Raw genomic sequence first — 17836 nt, 5'->3', positions numbered from 1 at the left:
CCGTAGGCTGCGATGCTCAGGCTGGCATGGTGATGGAACCCGCGCCAGCCCCGGCCCTCGTAGTGCCCCAGCCCGAAGTCCTGTTTCAGATCCTGGTAGTCGCGCTCGATGCGCCAGCGCTGATGCGCGGCACCGACCAATTCGTTGAGCGCAATGTCCTCGGGCAATGTGGACAAGACGTACTTGCTCGGCTCGGCCTCGTGGGCCGGCCACTCGATCAGCAGCCATTSCAGCGGACGCARCCTCGCCTTGCCGGCGTTGCCTCCAGCGTGTCGCACGCGCAGTGCTGCGAAACGTCCGCTGAGCGGCTCGTTGGTGCCCTCRCGCCAACTGATCGTGTGGAACGCCTGYTCCGGCAGGGACAAGGCCAGYGCCTTGACGCTCATGGGTTGGATTGCAGCGGTGCGCCGTGGCATGACCGGCGGGCGTCCCTTGCCGCTATAGCGCTTCGGCGGCAAGGGCTCGACGCCGGGAGGCCAGACCACGACCGCGGAGGTCACGCCGACGGCGTACAGCAGCCCCATGTCGCTCAGCGCTTGGCGGAATGCCGTGTCAACGCCATAACCCGCATCGGCCAACACACAGTGGCGYGGAGCCCCTTCCTCCAGCAGGCCGCGCAACTGCGCCAACGCGATCTGCGTCTTCGTCGCGAAGCGCAACTCCTCGGGCACACCGGCCCGTTGCCGTCGCACCGGGTCCGCGGCCCAGTCCTCGGGCACATAGAGCTGCCACGCCACCGGAACACTGCCTTGATCGCAAGCCAGCGACACGCTCACCGCCACCTGGCAGTTGTCCTGCTTGCCCAGCATCCCACAGTACTGACGGGTCACGCCCACCGAGTGCTTGCCCTTCTTCGGGAACCCGGTGTCATCGATGATCCACCAGCCGCCTTGGCTGAAGTCCATCTGCGGCACCACCCATTGGCAGACCCGGCGCAGCATCTCTCGATCGGACCATTCAGCCTTGGCCACGAAGTGATGCAGCGCTTGATGCCGAGCGCTCGCATGCACGGGATCCACCCGCGCRGCCATCGGCTCCACGCTCTTGCGCGACAGCGGCAGCATCAGCCCGGTGCAATACCCCTTGAGCCCCGCATGGCGGTCCGAATGCCCCAGACCTTGCGCCAGGTGCTCCATGTACTCGTCAAACCGTTCGCTCGCACCCATCGTTCCTCATCTGAAGAATGAAGAGGTACGTATCGTGCCACGATTTTAGTGACACAGTAAGACTAGACGTAGAACTGATCTGGCAAGACCATCAAGTTTCGCACTGGGGAATACAGCAGGCCAATCGTAGCGAACAGAAGCCCAGCGAGGCTCGCGAACAGAATGGTGGCTCCCAACCCTATAGCACTCCCCATCCATCCGCCGGTCAAGGCACCCAGGGGCATAGCCCCCCGTGTCAGCAGTTGAAACGTCGCGTTGACCCGTCCCGCCAGCGATCTAGGTGTCATTGCTTGGCGAATGCTCAATTGATTGATGTTGTAGATCGCTCCGGTTACACCTACCACCGTCATCAGGCAGAACAAGAGACTCAGCACGACAGGGAGCGGCAAATGCCAAGACGGAACGAGCGGAATCAATACGCCCATTGATGCACATGCAGCAATAGACCACAAAATCGCCGGACCCATGCCGAGCCGACGCGCAAAGAATCCATTCGCCATGGTGCCGACAAAGTAGCCAATGCCGGTACATGAGAACGCCATTCCGATGACACTTGGCGTCATTCTTAGATGCTGGCTTAAATACAGCACCATGACAGCACCGATGGCGCTGAATATCAACTTCCAGAGCGCAGCGCGCAGCGCGAGTGACCGCAGTATCTGGTCGGTCAGCAGTACTCGGAAGCCCTGCGCCAATTCATGGCGGATACTCTTGCGAATTGGTCGCTCGATCGCTTCGTGCGGACCACCGACACTGGCACCCATCAAGGCACTGGAGATAAAGAACGACAGGGCGTCCACGCACAGCGCGATCTTGGCCGACAGCAGTTGTACCAGCGCACCTGCGAGTGCCGGGCCGAATGACTCCGACGCGGATGCGCTCAATGAAAGCTTGCTGTTCCCGGCCATCAGGCGCGACGTTGGGAGAAGTTCTGGCAGATGAGCCCAATAAGTGACATCGTAAAACACTGTCAAGGTGCCGATCAAGAATCCGATCACGTACAGCAGCGGCATGGTGAGGAGGCCCATACCAGCCAGGCCACTGACGGCCAGCAACAGAACACCGCGCACGCCATTGCTCGCCATCAAGATCCTGCTGCGCGAAGTCCTGTCGGCGAGGATCCCCGCCGGCAAACTGAAGAGCGCGACGGGTAGAGTCTGGGCCGACAGCAGCATGCCAACCTGCAGAGGTGTGGCAGAGAGGTCCAGAGCGGCAATTAGAGGCAGTGCGAGCAAGGTCACTTGCGCGCCGAACTGCGATACCGTCGTGGCAAGCCAGAATTTGGAGAAGTTCCGGGGGTCGCTGCTGAAGTATTGAACCAGTTTGGAGAATTGGCTGCTTAGACGAGAGCTAAACATGATTTCAGCGTGAAAGCGTCGATCCGGCCAACGATAGCATCTGTCGCCGCCTTCCCCGTCGTATGGCGGCCTGGCACCCTTGAGTCAGCCCACCATGGCGCAGGCCATGTAGAGGTCGAGTGCGTGCCGAAGTCTGCGCACGGTGCTCGCCTTCCCAAGCGCTTCGAACCCCAATGTCAGCTCGAACGGCATCAAGGCACCTAGTCCCAGCACCTGCAGCACCCTGGATTGCTCGGGCTGACCGCCCCCATCGCACTTGTCGAGCGCGTTGCGGATGGCCGAGGATTCCCAGGTGGGCAGAGGCTCCAACGCGACGACCGCTGAGCGGGTCAGTCGCACCACCGTCGGAAGGGCCAAGTCCGCGATCTGGGTCCACTGCCGGGAACCTTCGTTCAGCATGGGCGCGATCATCCCGAGTGCTGCACATCCCGCATCGACATGGCCATCCGTTAGCCCAACCAATCCGCGCACGGCATCGAACGTGCGCTCGATATGTTGCATCCGTGCTTCGTCTGTCGTCAGCATGACATTCACTCCTGATCCTGCCCGCACAAATGGCGCGGCAATGGGCCTGCAGCAGCCCCGCTGGCGCCATTGATGATGGCGGTTGCATCCTGAGGCTTGGCCCGTATGAAGCCGCCGAGATATTCATCTCCAAAGTTGTACAAGCCCCAGACGACACGAGCCGCGTGCGTCGCGATCGCGCCCTGTTCATCGACCACGGTCACTTGCTCGATGTCGGTATCGACATACTGCTGCAGGACAAAACGCTCCCGCGGGTTGTGCGCTAACTTCAGCACTCGCTCGCGCCACTCCACCTCGCCCATTTCCCGCCCGGCAACCACGTCCCTGCCAGCAAAACCGTCGACTGGCTTGAGAACGTAGTCGGCCCTTTGCTCGATCGCCAGGGCCGCGGAAGCGGGCGTCAGCCAGACGGTGCGTGGAATCAAGGCGTCGACCAGTAGTGCTTCATCGTCGGACAGATCGCCCTGCTGGGCCATCTCCCAGAGCAGAGCGAGGGTGCCCTTGTTGCCGAGCACGTTGTAGACCGGGCTCATGGGGCATCGCACCTGGCCGCTTTCTAGCGCGGTGAGAAGGGGCTCGTACTGATCGGGAGAGCGAACGACAAAATCCTCGTTGAATCGGCAATAGATCACTTCGGGCGAGGTCAATTGGGAGGCGTTCGCTCCAGGCGGAAACAACGAGCCGGCGCCGAGGATGGGAATCTGTACTCCCGCGGCGCGCGCGAACTCCTCTGAGTACACAGACAGCGGCAGCTGTATCTCCGCGACGATGCTCGAATCCGCAACGAAGGCGATCCGCTTCCCCATCAGCTCGTGCTGCGCCACGGTGCGCTCAGCCCAGCGCCGAAGTACGTCATTGCCTTGCACTTGACCGACAAGTCTGGGCAGCGAGGCCTCGCACATGCCGCCGGTGAGGCTACCGATGTTCAACTCCAGTAGGCGCCATCGGCCGCGCTCTCTCAACAGGTCAGCGCGGCAGAACACTTGGTGGGTCAGGGGCTCTCTCGCGAACCGTTCCAGCACCGCAACGGCGCCATCGGAGAAGCCCACCGCCTGAGCCATCTTGCGTATGTCGCCGTCAAAACGGCGGCCCGGCAGGGTGCACATCAGTCGAAGCAGGCGCGCCACCAAGCCACCCGCCTCGTCGAATTGTTCTACGGGCGGCGACGACGCGCCAATCACGACCGAGCGGTGCCGCTCGATGATCTCCAGGTCGTAGGCCTTGCGTGAAATGCTTGTATCCCAATACTTCATGTGCTCCCTCGTTGAAGATGGCGATGAGCGGCCTGTCGTTGCGCCATCAAGGTCAACCGCGCTCCGTGACCGACCGCGGCGGTCCGAGCGGGCCCACCACGGCGCCGGTGGCGTGATTGATGACGGCGGTGCCTTCCGGGGGCTTGGCCCTGACCAGGAGTCCCAGATAGTCCTCACCGAAAACGTAAGCGCCCCAGACGATCTTGTACTGGTGGCCAACGGTCTCCCCGTGGCGGCCGGTGATCGCAACCTCAGCTTGCTCCGGACTAGCGAAACGCTGTGCCACGAAGCGACGTCGGCCCAGTGCGAGCACTGCGTTCAAGCGCTGCCTCCAGGCCGCGTCGCTCATCTCCCCGCCACACCACACGTCTCTCCCGCAGGCACCGTCGATAGGCTTGAGCACCCACTGCTCGCGCTCCCGCGCAATGCGCTCCACGTTGCGCACGCTCAGCCAAAGCGTGGGGGCCAGCCATTCCCGGATCACCGCTTCCTCTGATGCTGATAGCTGGCCGTGCTCACACAGATCCCACAGCATCGCCAGGACGCCCTTGTTGTTGATCAGGCTGTAGTGCGGGCCCATCGGCATAGTGATGGCGCCCGCATTCAGCGCGGCCAGTGGGCCGCGGTACAACGAAGGGGACCGCAGGACATCCTGCTCGTTGAAGAAGCGGTAGACGCAATCCACCGGTACTCCCGCCGTAGATAGTTGGGTGCCGTTCCAATGCAGTCGATCCGCGGAGACAACGCTGCAGCGCACCCGCGATACCGCGGCCAGTTCCTGGGCGAGCGCAGCGAATTGAGGCCGCAGGCCGGCAAATATCTCAGGTGCCTCCACGATGGCCACATGCGTTCTGTCCGCCAGGAAGCGTGCGTGTATGCGCTCCGCCCAAGAGCGGAGCGCGTCATGTGGCTGGAGATACCCCGCCAACCGGGGGAGAGAGGTGTAGAACATTCCTCCCACGGAACTGCCCACGTTCAGCTCCAGAACCTGCCACCGCTCTCCGGACCGTACAAGGTCCGCGCGCGCAAAGACGTCAGGCGACAGATCTCGGCCGAACTGCAGCAGTACGTCAAGGGCAGGATCGCTAAAACCCAATTGTCTGCCATAGCCCATCAAATCGCCGCCAAAGCGTGCGGGCAACCCAGCGATCAGCCTCAGCAGGCTGGAGATGCCACGCCCCAATCGTTCCTGCTCCGCTTCTTCGATCTGCGGCGTGCCGACCAAGAGTGACTCGTGGGGTTCGAGGATGCCCATTTGATGGGCGATATGGAGTACATCGGTCGACCACTTGTTCATCACGGACCCTCCTTCGCACAGCCCGACTCGTAGGCACGCCGCAAGAGATCACACAACTGGAGCTCCTGAAGACGGCGATTGGCCGAAAATAGGCGATTGCAGGACATATGAATGAAGTCAGGAGCGGTATGCCGACCATGCCCTCCCAAGTGCCAGTCCATCACCGTAGGCCCTGCCGTGTCCAGCGCGGTCAGCAGGGCGGACTCTCGCGATCGGATGGCCGTTGCCAACATTGGGTCCAAGCTGGAGAGGGCAGACCCTTGCACCATTCGGCCGAGCACCGAAGAGTCACGAGTCAGGCGTCGGAAGTTCGCGTCCAGGCTGCGCTTTCGCTCCGCAGTGATGCCGAACTCCCTGTAATACTTCTCGCAGACCCGGTTCATGGTCAGGTACTGCTCAGAGAGATTCAGGCCGAGCATGCGCAGGAGCGCGTCCAGTGATGCCAGTCCGAAGTCCACGAGCACCCGGTTGGTCATGCTTGCGGGTTGGATCGACAGGAAGTCGAGGCACATCTGGCTGTCACAGCAGAACAAGGCCTCGGCGAACTGCATTCCCACCGGGCCACCGTAGCGAGCCATTTCTCGCTCGTAGGTCTCGATGCTGAATCCGATCACATGGCCGCTGTCGTGCAGACGTTCCCGCAACGCTGGCAGCCACTCGGTGAACAGGCTCGTCATGTTGCCTTGCAGACGCAGACGTAGATGCGGGCGGCCCTCGTCGTAGCGAATGAAGTACCAGCGTTCTACGCTGCCGGCCCGGTGCCCCATCGTCAGCAGCGGAGCGATGTGGCGGCTGAGCAGAAGGTTGGCGAGTGCGCGTCCGCAGGGGATCTCAAGATACAGCCAGTCCCCGGTCGGCGGCACCTGCTGTGGCAGCTCCTCTGCCAGTGCGGCGCGCTTGGCCGTCGAACTGTCGGGTGCGGGGCGTGCATTCATGAGCACCCGTGTCAGCGCGGCAGCGGGCAGGCGGGGCGTCAAGGCCGCGAGTGGATATCTTGAGGCACTTGTCTCAGCGGCCCGTTTGATCATGAGGGGCAAAATGATCTCGTTGGCATAGGCCTGCCCTTGCGTATCCGTCACCAGACCCTGGTCCTGAGAGCAGGTCTCGTACAACGTCACAGGTTCCTTCGACGCCAGCGCTTCGACCAGCAGTTCAACATGCACTGGTTGCGCGAGGTCCAGTTGCAGCGTGGCTTCCCCCTCACCAAGGCGGATGTAGCGAGGCAGCTCAAGCTGCTGGCGCAGCATTTCGACCGCGACTTTCGTGCCTTGGTCGGCGAGAGCCTGAAGGAAGGTGAACGTTCGTTCGCCGTCCAGGTGCCATGCCCTTGGCTGCAGGATCAGATGGCGATAGGTGAGCCGCGGCAACTTGCCAAGCAACGTCAATGCGGGCTGGAAGGAGGGCAAGCGCAGCACTGGGCCGCGTCGCGCCAGCAGGCCGAGGAACTGATAAATCGGTGGCAGGTGTAGGCGTCGTGGGTTGTGCGCGCAGGTCTGTCGCGGCACTACCGGGCGCTGTAGGCACCGGGAGCGCAACTCGAGACGGCCCTTCACCACCCGCAGCGTCAGGTCGTCGACCGGGATCACCCGGTCATTGTCAAGCCCCGATCTTGCGGCATACACCAGCTCGTGGCCACGTAGATGTGGATGAGCAATGACGTTCCGATCCCGCCCTGGGGGAGCGTGCAGGAGGTCGGCGACGAGTACATCAGCCTCCTGTTGCTCTTCGAGTCGCGTCAAGCGGGTTACCTGATGCATAAGCTTCGCATCGCTCTCGCAGAATCGGCCGAGCCAGGATGCAGCTGTAGGTCCCACCGATTGCCGGACCTGGAACATCAGCGCACCGGAGGTATCGGACCGAACCAGCGTGCCCACGATGGCCGCCGACGCCGGTCCGGTCTCCTCAGCGTGCGATGGAAGGGAGGAAGAAAACCAGGACGCGGGCAAATCGAAGGCCCCTTCCGGCTCTACTTGGCGCGTGGCCAGAGCCCCGATCAGCCGGCGATTGAGCAGGTCCAGGGTGAGCGCCTGGTGTGGCGTCTCGTCGGCGTTCTCAAGGAAGGCTGCGTTACCCAACAGCGCATCGGCACCGTAGTTCTGATATCCGAAGCCCACACCAAGATCCCGGTCGATTGCCTCCAACATGGGAACCTCTTCGCGGCCGTACCTGGCTGAAAACCGCTCGGTGAATTGGTCCAGCCATACGGAGGGCGAGCGCACGACACGCCCGACAGCCTCAAGATCCCGCGCCACGTCGCAGATGAAGTCGGCGGGTAGCGTGAGGCGGGGGGCATCCTTGATGAGGTCAACCTGTACGGGATTGGCCAGCGCCGCCGCCGAGACTTCCTCTTGCAACGCGTTCGTGGCTGTGGTGTAGGCGGCCCATGCAGAGGAGGCCAATGGGACCGAGGCCCGGGCGCAGGCGGCGCTCGCAATCTCAAGGGCACGGGCGGCGCGGCTGCCCGCGCTGCCCAAATGTTCGATGTCCTGAATGAACCGATCAACCGTCTTCTCTCCGGTGACCGGGCAACTCACATCGGCGAGCACGAGGCCTTGTTCAAGGAATCTGCCAAGCAAGGCGTTCAGTTCGGGTGGCGACAGCGCCGGCTGCAGCGCAAGGACGTGATGGCGAAGGTCCGCAAGACGAAACATTGGCCCCAAACGCTCCCGCAGTACCGTCAAGGCCTTGCCGCTAGATATCCACCGCGTCCTGTAGGCGCGCCGGAACGACTCGTCCAACGATGCGACGTAGTGCCAATGTTGATCTCCTCTGCGGATCAGCGTCTCGTTCCAGCGCAGGTGCGCGACCGCCCGAACGTCGGGGCTCGCCCGCAACTGTCGCTCGATGTCCGATATGCAGCCACTGTCCAGCCTGACAGCCCGTCGGGAGCTCTCGATGGCCGGGATCTGCAGATCCAGATGGTCGCCGATGGATCCTGTTGAAACGCCCGCGAACAAGCCGAAGGGAGTAGTGCGATGCGTCATGCGGAGCAGATATTTCTCCAGTGCCTTGGCACTCCCATCCATGGTGTGCAACTGGCGTGTTGTCAACAGGCCATGGAGTCGCTTGCTAGCGAGCCAGATGGCCTCGAGGAAGGCCTCATGGGTGCAGAGCGTCTCGTAGTCGATAGGCCGCGCATGCAGCGCGGCGCTCAATCGGGCTCCCTCGTCGATGGCCAGCAGTGGGGATCGCAATACAAAGAAGCCGACGTCTGCAAGCATGGAGCGTGGTTGTAGTGTGACTGGCGGGATGTCCTTGGACGGATGCGGAAGCCTCACTGGATGCCCAGACGTTCCAGCAGATAGGCTGTGGTGACCATGTCATAGAACGCGTGGCCGGTTGAACTAAAGACGGTCTGCCTCTTGTCGAGGCCTGCCACTCCGTCCAGTTGCTCGATCTGAAGCGCCCGCGCATGCATCTCACCGGCCTCGGCCACGGCTGTGGCACGATCTTCCACAATTAGCGATGCAGCGCCGAGCAATGTCATCGGCAGCTCACGGGATAGAGGCGTGTGGGCACCCATGCAGTTGATGTGGATGTCATCACGTAAACCATCGAAACTGTGAAGAGGGCTGGCGCTGGATGTCGTGGTGGACAGGATGGTGGCCCCGTCTATCGCGGCATCGATGGATGGCATTACTCGCACCGGCATGCGGAGATTGAAATCCGACGCAATCCCAGCAGCGAATTCGCGAGCTCTCTCAGGGGTCCGCGACCAGATCCGAATTTCATCCAGTTGGCGCGCGGAAGCGACAGCCCACACCTGCTGCCTGGCCTGCACGCCAGCTCCCAGCAGCGCCAGGATATGGGGGCGCGAAGGGGTGCAAGCCTGCGTGACGAGCGAAGAGACCGCGGCGCACTTGACGTTGGTGACAACGGCACCGTCCAGCGCTGCAAGATGGCGCCCCGTGCGAGCGCAAAACGCCAGCACCGTTGAATGGATCGATGGCAGGGTATCGCCTACGGGCCTGGCCTTGAAGGTCGCGACCTTGGTGATGAAGATGCCGCTGCTGTCGGACAAGGCCGGCATGGCGAAATAAGCCGCTCGCCCATCATCCCGATAGATCATCGAGCGTTCGGGAACGATGGCTTCCTCGCGCGCTCCGGCGCGCAGCGCGATGTGCATACGATCGACCAACTCGTTCAGGAGCACAGTTGGCAGAGCGTCGGTGGCATTGATGAAACGCAGCATGGCTATTGCGCCTGGCTGGAGGCATGCGCCCGGGTGGCGATGAGGAAGCTCCGCTCGAAGGTCATGAAGACCTGGCCGTCCGATTTCTTGCCCTCGGTAGCAACCTTCACCACCCCATGACCCAGGCGACTGGCCGAGAGCCGCTTGTCGATCACACGGGAGGCGGCATAGACCGTGTCACCCACAAAGACCGGCGCAGTCAGCCGAATGCTGTCCCACCCAAGATTGGCGATCGCATTTGCGCTGGTGCAGGCCACGCTCATGCCATGCACCAGCGGCAAGGTGACCAGACTGGACACCACCACACGGCCGAACYCCGTCTGGGCACCGTAGGCATCGTCCAGGTGCAGTGGATGCGGATTCATTTGGAGCAGCGATTGCCACATGTTGTCCGCCTCGGTTACTGTTCGCCCTGGCCAGTGTTCATAGACATCGCCGATGTCGAAGTCCTCGAACCACATGGCAAAGCGTTCCTGAAAGTGCTGCGGCCCGATCCGCTCGAGTCGGCGGGACACCTTGTCCGCATATGACATACCGTTGTCCCTTGTGCTCACACCACTGCCATGCCGCCGTCGATGACGATGTCCGTGCCCGTCACCCATCGCGACTCATCGGAGGCGAGGAACACGGCGGCGCCCGCGTGGTCCTCCGGGCGGCCTGCGCGCTGCAGGGGGATGCCGCTGCAGCGGCTGGCCCAGATCTCTGCCTGGCCTGACCACTGTTCGCGATTGGCTTCGGTTTCGGTCAGTCCGGGAGAGATGACATTGGCGCGGATGTTGTAAGGCCCCAATTCCATGGCCATGCTGCGCGTCAGCGAGGACAGAGCAGCCTTGGAGGATTGATAGTGCGCCATCCGACTCCGGGCCAGCGTTGCACTGAGAGAGGACACATTGATCAGACTGCCGGGAATGCCTGCCGAGCGCATGGCGCAGGCCACGCGCTGCGACAACAGGAAGGGAACCCGCAGATTGGCGTGGAACACCTCGTCGAATTGGGTCAGCGAAAGGTCAAGGAAGGGTGTTCGATGAAAGACACCGACGTTGTTGACCAGAATGTCCAGGTGGTCCAGATCCTGATATGCCGCCTGTACTATGCGTTCGGCGGCGTCGGGATCGCGGCCATCGATTTGGTAGGCAAAGGCCTCCACGCCAAGCGCACGAAGCTCCTTGAGGACGACTTCAGCATTGCCGCTGTCGCGCGCATAGGTGAACGAGACATGCGCTCCCTCCCGTGCGAACGCCATCAAGATGGCTCGACCTATGCCCTTTCCTCCTCCGGTGACCAGCGCGTGTTTGCCCTGCAGCCGCTTCATGATGGGGTCTCTCCGGACTTGTCCCCTGATGCCGTTCCCGATTCACGCGGCACATACTCGAGATTGTCCCGATCACTCATCCGGTCGATCACGTAGACGCGTTCCACGCGGCTCATGCCCTTGACCTGTTCCTCGGTGACCGGCCTGTAGCCCCAGAACAGCGTGGTGAAAAGACGCTCTTTCATGTCGATGCCTTCTGTTTGCCAAGGTGATGAGTCCGGCGGGTGACCATGCCTCTTTCGTTGAGCCAGCCTTGCGCCTGCGCCAATGCGGCTACGCGGGGGTAAAGCTGAAGCGCCTTCTGGTCGATCAGGTTTGCGCATTCGATGGCCGCGATCTGCATAACATCCGCGCGTTGGGCATCCTCCAGGCCGGGCAGGCGGCTCGCGGCTTCCCACACGACGTCCTCCCATCTGTCCGAAGAGTTGTGCAAGGCGTCGTCCAGTAGACGAGGACGCGGCAACGTGGAGAAGATGCGGACCAGTCGCTCCGCTTCCTCGCCTATCAGGGCCAGCACGGCGGGGCGGTCCTGCGCAAGAACGCTGACGTGCTGGAATGACTGCGTGGCATAAACTGAATGGAAGAGCCCAGCGAGGCGCGTGGGCTCTGGAACGTCAAACTCTGTCAGCAGTCGATAGGTGCCCACGAGGTGGTCGTACAGCGTGGCGCGACCGCTGTGGTGGATCTCGTGGGTGCGGGTCTGCTTGAGGAAGCTGGCGCAGCCGGGGGGGACAACGGCGTCATGCGAGCCGGGAACCTTGGTCTTGATCACCAGGCATACCCGCAATGCCGAACAACGGCGACTGACGGAGCGCGCGGAATGTGTCAGCCGGCCATCGAAGGCGAGAACCCTGCCTGGCTTGGGCAGCACTGCATAAGCGACATCGTCCATCTCATTGGCGACGATGGTCTCGCCGGCCCATTCGAGGCTCCAGGTCGGGTTCAAGTAGATGATGGTCGAGTAGTTGCCATTGAAGCGCGTGTCGATGTGGGGGTAACCCTCGACCCCGTAGGTGTGCGCGTTGGCGTAGAACCGAACCAGTTGATGACCCGGCAGGACCGTGCGCTGGAGCAAATCCCAGAGTCGCTTGAGCACGCCGCCGTCCGCCGAGCCAAATAGTTGGCTGGTGTAGTCGGCTTGGCTGTCCGGCAGTGCGTCCAGGAAGTCGTAGTTCCAATGCCCGAATTGCTGTTCGCTTCGGTCAGACTGGGAGCCGAAGGTCCAGCGGATGTTCCGCTCAAAGTACGCCTGCAGGTCCTGCAACAATTCGTGAGGGACGATTGAATCGCTCACCACCACGCCGTTTTCGTTCAATGTCATGGGAATGTCCTTCACTTGCTCATCGATTGTTGGCGCGCCAGGTTGTCGAAGAGCCTCACTAGCGGTGGTCCGTAGGCCATGGCGTTGAATCGCTGAACCGTGGGATCCATGCCCTCCTTTGCTCGGTCGATCTGCTGGGCAATCGTTTCCAACCCGTCTAGCCGGTTGGCGAAGATGTCATTGATCGTCCCAATCTGACGAGGATGCACCGCTTGCTTGCCCGCGAATCCATAGGACCTGGCTTGACGGGCATGGGCCTCGTTGCCAAGATCGTCTTGCATGTTGAAGTAGGGGGTGTCGATGGCCTGCAGCGCAAGGCGATGGGCGTGCAGCGCCACTTCCTGTCTCGCCCAGGAAAAGTCCGTGGTCTCGGGCGACACGCACATGTCGGCGGAAAAGTCGGCGGAGCCAAAAAAAACGCCACCGACGTAGGCCGGAAGCCGGTCCAGGGTGCGCAATTCGCAGAGTGATGCCACCGACTCGATCAGCAGGTAGATCTTCGTGTCGGGACTCGTGTCGCGGACGATCGAATGCGCCAGATGCGCGTCTGCTTCGAGGCGGGGTTTGGGGATCAACAGGTAGTCCGGCTGCAGCTGTCGGTCCCGGATGAAGAGTAAGTCCTCGATGCCGTCGCGGGTCTGCGTAGCGTTGATGCGGATGCAGCGCTTCACGTCGGTTTCTACTGGCAACTGCTCCGCCAGCGCGAGGCGAGCGTTGACCTTCTGGTTGGGTGGGACCGAGTCCTCTAGATCGAAGATCGCCACATCGGCGCCGACCTCCGAGGCCTTTAGCAATAGACGCGTGTTCATTGCCGGCGCATAGAGCCAGCTTTTGATGGTCATGGTTCTCTCCCCTGGTTGCTCGGGCTGATGTCTCAGATCGCTTCGCGGTTGTCTTTGATGAGCCGCCCCTTACGTCGGATGCCGGACTCGAAGTGGCTGAATGGCACAAGTTGCACGCTCACGGGGTACTCTTCCGGAGAGAACTCCGGGACGATCGCGCAGAGTTCACTCTTAACGCGGCAAGTGAGGTCGCCTTCGGTATATCCGGCTGCATCTAGCGCGATGACAACTGTTGCAGAACCGAGGTCGAGGTCGAGACGCAGCTTCAACAGCGGGACATCGATCGATAGTGCAGCGATCAGTGTTGCCACATCTGTCTCCGTGATGAGCACGCGTGGCCCCAGCGGATACTGGGTGGTGAAGCGGCGACCATGTATGGAGAACTTGCGTTCCGCCGCGCCGGGGGCCTCCACCCACATGCCACGATCGCCGATGTCCATGCGGATGGCCGGCGCTGCAGTGCGCAGCAGACTGGTGACTACGCAAAGTCCCATTCGGCTGACCTCCTCAATCGGCTGCATCGTCGTCGGGTCCATGATCTCCAGCAGGCTGGCATCCGCGCAGACCCTGAACTCGTTTTGAGCGAAGCCGGCCTCGCTGAGGCCAATCAAGCCAGTCTCCGTGGTGGCGAACATGAAGGGAATGACCGTCGCATTTGGAAATGCGCGCTGGACGACGCCGAGCTGGGCGCCATACATCAACTCACCGCCGCAGAGGATGCGCGTGATAGTGGCGTCCGGCTCCCCATGCGCCATGATGTGTTGAGCTAATCCCAGGAAGACCGAATTGATGCCAGCCAGCACGTTGGCCCGGAACTTCTGGTAGGTGCCTACGATGTGAGCAAAGGGATGATCCGAGCCAATCGGCACCTCAGCGCACAGGCCGGGGAATTGCTCAAGCGTGCCATGCACGAACATGAAGGATGCGCTGCCCCCCACGCAGAGGTTGGCGACGATATCCCCCTCCTGGAGCGCGCCGGACTTCCAGTGACGCGTAGCCAGGATGTTGGTGGTGGCCTTCCATTCCTCGCGCCCAAACAGAGTGGCCTTGGGCTTGCCCGTGGTGGCCGAGGACTGATAAATGATTCCGTCCGAGCGACCGTGAGGATCAAAAAAGCTGATGGCCTGCGCGTCATGTACAACCTCCATCAAGCGGTCATGAGTGAGCACAGGGATTCGGGCCCATTCAAGTGCGCCCTGGGGGAGATCGCGATAGAGCCTGCCGTACAGCGGTGAGCTGGCGCGGGCCAATGCAATCAGTTGTTCAACGCTATATCGCACTTGGTCACCCTCCTACTTTGGGAAACAGCACCGGCGCGTCAACGTCCACTTGGTGGCCACCTTCTGTCGTCCAGCGCTCGGACAACGAGGGCGGGACCATCAAGCCCAGGGCGTCGCGGAGTGCCGACATCTTTCCGGGCATGATCGGGAACAGCAGAGTGGAGGCTGAGACCAAGCCTTGATGCAGGGTATTGAGGACGGTGTCCAGTTGGAGCTGCCCGTCCGGCTGCTTGGCCAGAGCCCACGGCGCCTGCTCGCTCACATAACGATTCAGTCCGCGTACGAACTCGAGGATTTGCTCCACGCCATGTGAGAGGCGCAAGTCCTCCACCCACGCGGGACACGCCTGCCTCAGGCGCTCGCTCTCCGCCTCCAAGTGGCGTTCGGTGGCCCCGAGATGGGAGGCCGCGGGAACGCGGCCACCGCGATATCGGGCAATCATCGCCAAGGTCCGTGCTGCGAGATTTCCGAGGTCGTTGGCAAGATCATTCGATAGCCGTTGCTCGATGACCTGTTCGCTAATGACTCCATCGGCCCCGAAGGGAACCTCGCGGATCAATACATAGCGCAGAACGTCGACGCCGTATTTGCGAGCTGCATCGAGCGGGTCGACGCCATTGCCCAGCGACTTGCTCATCTTTCGTCCGTCAGAGCCTAGCAGATGGCCGGAGACGTGAAGTCGCTGATAGGGGGGCAGCCCAATGGCCAAGCACATGGCCAACCAGAACAGGGTATGCGGCCTGAGAATGTCCTTGCCGATGATGTGACGTGTATGCGGCCAGAAGCGGTCGAAGCGCCCCTCTTCCTTCCGCAATTCGGACACATAGCTCAGCAGCGCGTCGAACCACACATACGTCACGTGTGCGTGATCCCAGGGCAGCGGAATGCCCCAGCTGACCCGATCCCTCGGGCGGGAGATGCTCAAGTCCCCAATGGGCTCCTCCAGCAAATGCCGGACCTCCGCGGCATATTCCTTCGGATGGACCAGGCTTGGCTGGTTCCTCAACAGCGCCTGAATGGCCTCTCGATACTTCTCCATCCTGAAGAAGTAATTTGTCTCGCGACGCAGTTGAGGCGGTTCCTTGTCTTCTGGCAACTTGCCGTCTACCAGCTCCTTCTGGGTGACGTAACGCTCTTGTCCAATCGAATACAGGCCTTCGTATTCGGCCTCGTAGATGTCGCCGTTGTCATGGAGAGATTGCAGGATGGCGCTTACATACGCCTTATGCGCGGGATCCGTGGTCCGGACGAAGGCTGTGGGTACCACGCTCAATTGGTCCCAAGCCTCGCGGAACGCCGCAGCATTGCGGTCCACAAAGGCCTGAATGGGCTCATTCATGGCGGCCGCGGCCTTGGCAATTTTTTCACCGTGTTCATCCGCGCCCGTGATAAACACGGTGGGCCGGCCCTCCAAGGCGCCAAAGCGCGCCACCACATCGGCATGGATGCTGGCATAGGCGTGGCCGAGATGGGGACGGTCGTTAACATAGTAGATGGGCGTCGTCAGATATAAAGGACGGTCCGCTGCTGGGGCTGTTCCACTCATGAAGCTTCCTATTGCGCAGTGGCGGGTTCTATGTCCGTGGATCGCAGCGCTGCCCCGCAGACGTCCATGAGCGACGTGCAGAACGCATTCATCTGCTCGGGGGTCAAATCTGCGCGCGGCATGATTCGCAGCCCAGCGGTGTCTTTGGGAACAATGGGAAAGAAGACTGCCGAGGTATAGAAGCCGCGAGCCAGCAGCGCCGTGGCGCTGCCAACGGCAGTCTCGGCCGAATCGAGCAGGATGACTCGAACGGGCGATTCCGTGAATCGGTTGATGGACTCAAATTGCTCGTCGAGGCGCGATAGGTTTCGCCGCCACGCGGCTTGCAGCCGGGCAAGTTCCGGGCTCTTATGGAGTGCCAGTGATGCAAATGTCCCACCGATGCCCGCGGAATTCATGTATTGCGACCACGGATTGCCGTACCGAACCAGCCGCTCTTTAATACTTGGATTGCCGCTGACTAGCAAGCCTCCGCAGGCGCCGAACGCCTTTGCCAACGATCCAACGACGATAGTGCGATCGTTGAGTTCGCCCAGGTTTCGAAGCACGTGACCTTCTCCGCGCTCACCGGTGATCGACAAGCCGTGCGAGTCGTCGAGATAGAGAAACAGGCCATAGCGGTCCTGAAGGTACTTCAATTGCTCGACGGGGGCGAAGCCCTCCACACTGTATGTGCCGTCGCCGATATAGGCCACGATTTCGTGCCGCTTGCAGAGATCTTCGACGAAGTTGAGGTCGTTGTGCGGACATGTCTCCACCTGAGTTTCGTCGCCACAGATGGGCTTGACGTGATTCATGGAGAAATGGGCATATTTGTCGAAAGCCATGACTGGCTTTCGACCGCCTGAGAAAATTCCGGAAGCGAACATGGGAAGGAATGCGGAGGTCGCCGCAGCGCAGGAGATATAAGATACCGCCTCACCCCCATAATGCTCCGACAGGGCATCCTCCAGATCCGACAGTAGGGATATAACGAGGCGAGTTCGAGCAGTTGTCAAATGCAGCGTGCCCGCTTTCTCGATTCCATGTATTGCTCCCTGAAGAATGCTTTCATTGGTATCCAGTCCAAGATACGAGCAAGAGCACATATTGATGAACTGCCTGCCATCTCCGGATACGTAGGGCGCCATCTCGTGTTTGACGGCCAATCCTGCCAGCCCAGTTTCTTTCGCAGCCACCCAAGCAGGATCACTAATTGCCACCATCTTTGATATATTGCCAAACTTGTTCACGGAGAAATCCTTGGCGTTAAAGGGGCGAAGTTGTGCCTTGACTGCCTCGCAAGCGTGCGAGCGCAGCAAAGCGCCTTAAGAACAGAGGCTTAGTAGGAGAGGGGGTGTCGTTGGCCGCCGGGGCGGTTGGACGGCGACAGGCGATCGTCGAATTCCTCGACGGCTTGGGTATCAGATAAGCTATCATCCCCACCGACAAGCAGAATATCGAAGGGCACGAGCTCCCTTAAATCAAATATCTCAATTTCGGAGAGGCTGACTTCCGATGTCGGGCGGCGGTGCGCCAATTGCGGGGAGGGCATATGACGTTCATCGGTTTTCATTGATTTCCCTGTGTTGAAAGTCCGCCCTTGACCGGTGCATAAGGGGGGGCTTCATATCTATGCTTGGGTCAATTCGGCTTTATATTTGTATGCTGAATGAATAAATTGCGACATTAATGGTGTGTATAAAGATGGGCGGCTGTGCCAGCCCTTGCTCCATCCAAGAGTGGGCGAAAACCCTGTATTTCG

At 61.2% G+C, this 17836-nt stretch carries 16 protein-coding genes; all 16 read right to left on the bottom strand.

What is annotated here, in order from left to right; genetic code table 11:
• A partial coding sequence (locus ACXJLU_RS01345; protein WP_457328716.1) for an IS701 family transposase occupies window positions 1-1166 on the bottom strand: 1166 nt, incomplete at its 3' end.
• Window positions 1167-1228: 62 nt separating this feature from the next.
• Window positions 1229-2524: an MFS transporter gene (locus ACXJLU_RS01340; protein ID WP_457328715.1), complete on the bottom strand. Its 1296-nt coding sequence runs from the start codon at window positions 2522-2524 to the stop codon at window positions 1229-1231.
• Between the two features lie 84 nt (window positions 2525-2608).
• Window positions 2609-3049, bottom strand: coding sequence for a hypothetical protein (locus tag ACXJLU_RS01335; RefSeq protein ID WP_457328714.1), 441 nt, complete (start codon window positions 3047-3049; stop codon window positions 2609-2611).
• A gap of 5 nt (window positions 3050-3054) precedes the next feature.
• Entirely contained in the window at window positions 3055-4302 is a 1248-nt protein-coding gene (locus ACXJLU_RS01330; protein ID WP_457328713.1) for a hypothetical protein, read from the bottom strand.
• A 52-nt stretch (window positions 4303-4354) separates the two neighbouring features.
• Complete coding sequence (locus ACXJLU_RS01325) at window positions 4355-5599, bottom strand: ATP-grasp domain-containing protein (RefSeq protein ID WP_457328712.1); 1245 nt, start codon at window positions 5597-5599, stop codon at window positions 4355-4357.
• The gene (locus ACXJLU_RS01320) at window positions 5599-8820 is read right to left on the bottom strand and encodes a lantibiotic dehydratase (protein WP_457328711.1); all 3222 of its coding nucleotides are present in this window, start codon (window positions 8818-8820) and stop codon (window positions 5599-5601) included. Before ACXJLU_RS01320 ends, ACXJLU_RS01325 begins: the two co-directional genes overlap by 1 nt.
• A gap of 53 nt (window positions 8821-8873) precedes the next feature.
• Window positions 8874-9791 carry an ornithine cyclodeaminase family protein gene (locus ACXJLU_RS01315; RefSeq protein WP_457328710.1) on the bottom strand — a complete coding sequence of 306 codons (918 nt, stop codon included), beginning with the start codon at window positions 9789-9791 and terminating at the stop codon, window positions 8874-8876.
• Window positions 9792-9793: 2 nt separating this feature from the next.
• Complete coding sequence (locus ACXJLU_RS01310; RefSeq protein ID WP_457328709.1) at window positions 9794-10324, bottom strand: MaoC family dehydratase; 531 nt, start codon at window positions 10322-10324, stop codon at window positions 9794-9796.
• A 17-nt stretch (window positions 10325-10341) separates the two neighbouring features.
• The gene (locus ACXJLU_RS01305) at window positions 10342-11103 is read right to left on the bottom strand and encodes an SDR family NAD(P)-dependent oxidoreductase (protein WP_457328708.1); all 762 of its coding nucleotides are present in this window, start codon (window positions 11101-11103) and stop codon (window positions 10342-10344) included.
• Window positions 11100-11288, bottom strand: a complete 189-nt coding sequence (locus ACXJLU_RS01300; protein WP_457328707.1) for a hypothetical protein — start codon at window positions 11286-11288, stop codon at window positions 11100-11102. Before ACXJLU_RS01300 ends, ACXJLU_RS01305 begins: the two co-directional genes overlap by 4 nt.
• Window positions 11285-12424 (bottom strand): DUF6817 domain-containing protein, encoded by a 1140-nt coding sequence (locus ACXJLU_RS01295; protein WP_457328706.1) that lies wholly within the window; start codon window positions 12422-12424, stop codon window positions 11285-11287. Before ACXJLU_RS01295 ends, ACXJLU_RS01300 begins: the two co-directional genes overlap by 4 nt.
• Window positions 12425-12435: 11 nt before the next feature.
• On the bottom strand, window positions 12436-13266 hold the full coding sequence (locus tag ACXJLU_RS01290; RefSeq protein WP_457328705.1) for an HpcH/HpaI aldolase/citrate lyase family protein: 831 nt from the start codon (window positions 13264-13266) through the stop codon (window positions 12436-12438).
• A 32-nt stretch (window positions 13267-13298) separates the two neighbouring features.
• On the bottom strand, window positions 13299-14546 hold the full coding sequence (locus ACXJLU_RS01285) for a phenylacetate--CoA ligase family protein (RefSeq protein ID WP_457328704.1): 1248 nt from the start codon (window positions 14544-14546) through the stop codon (window positions 13299-13301).
• Between the two features lie 4 nt (window positions 14547-14550).
• Window positions 14551-16092 (bottom strand): methionine--tRNA ligase, encoded by a 1542-nt coding sequence (gene metG, locus ACXJLU_RS01280; RefSeq protein WP_457328703.1) that lies wholly within the window; start codon window positions 16090-16092, stop codon window positions 14551-14553.
• Window positions 16093-16100: 8 nt separating this feature from the next.
• Window positions 16101-17324 carry an aminotransferase class I/II-fold pyridoxal phosphate-dependent enzyme gene (locus ACXJLU_RS01275; RefSeq protein ID WP_457328702.1) on the bottom strand — a complete coding sequence of 408 codons (1224 nt, stop codon included), beginning with the start codon at window positions 17322-17324 and terminating at the stop codon, window positions 16101-16103.
• Between the two features lie 89 nt (window positions 17325-17413).
• On the bottom strand, window positions 17414-17647 hold the full coding sequence (locus tag ACXJLU_RS01270) for a hypothetical protein (RefSeq protein ID WP_457328701.1): 234 nt from the start codon (window positions 17645-17647) through the stop codon (window positions 17414-17416).
• Window positions 17648-17836: the final 189 nt, after the last annotated feature.

The organism is Rhizobacter sp. P5_C2, assembly GCF_054049715.1.
This window is presented reverse-complemented; position numbering and strand designations above follow the sequence as displayed.

Coding starts and splice junctions, on each gene's coding strand:
- ACXJLU_RS01340 (WP_457328715.1), bottom strand. CDS start 2,524: ATGTTTAGCTCTCGTCTAAGCAGCCAATTCTCCAAACTGGTTCAATAC.
- ACXJLU_RS01335 (WP_457328714.1), bottom strand. CDS start 3,049: ATGCTGACGACAGACGAAGCACGGATGCAACATATCGAGCGCACGTTC.
- ACXJLU_RS01330 (WP_457328713.1), bottom strand. CDS start 4,302: ATGAAGTATTGGGATACAAGCATTTCACGCAAGGCCTACGACCTGGAG.
- ACXJLU_RS01325 (WP_457328712.1), bottom strand. CDS start 5,599: ATGAACAAGTGGTCGACCGATGTACTCCATATCGCCCATCAAATGGGC.
- ACXJLU_RS01320 (WP_457328711.1), bottom strand. CDS start 8,820: ATGCTTGCAGACGTCGGCTTCTTTGTATTGCGATCCCCACTGCTGGCC.
- ACXJLU_RS01315 (WP_457328710.1), bottom strand. CDS start 9,791: ATGCTGCGTTTCATCAATGCCACCGACGCTCTGCCAACTGTGCTCCTG.
- ACXJLU_RS01305 (WP_457328708.1), bottom strand. CDS start 11,103: ATGAAGCGGCTGCAGGGCAAACACGCGCTGGTCACCGGAGGAGGAAAG.
- ACXJLU_RS01300 (WP_457328707.1), bottom strand. CDS start 11,288: ATGAAAGAGCGTCTTTTCACCACGCTGTTCTGGGGCTACAGGCCGGTC.
- ACXJLU_RS01295 (WP_457328706.1), bottom strand. CDS start 12,424: ATGACATTGAACGAAAACGGCGTGGTGGTGAGCGATTCAATCGTCCCT.
- ACXJLU_RS01290 (WP_457328705.1), bottom strand. CDS start 13,266: ATGACCATCAAAAGCTGGCTCTATGCGCCGGCAATGAACACGCGTCTA.
- metG (WP_457328703.1), bottom strand. CDS start 16,092: ATGAGTGGAACAGCCCCAGCAGCGGACCGTCCTTTATATCTGACGACG.
- ACXJLU_RS01270 (WP_457328701.1), bottom strand. CDS start 17,647: ATGAAAACCGATGAACGTCATATGCCCTCCCCGCAATTGGCGCACCGC.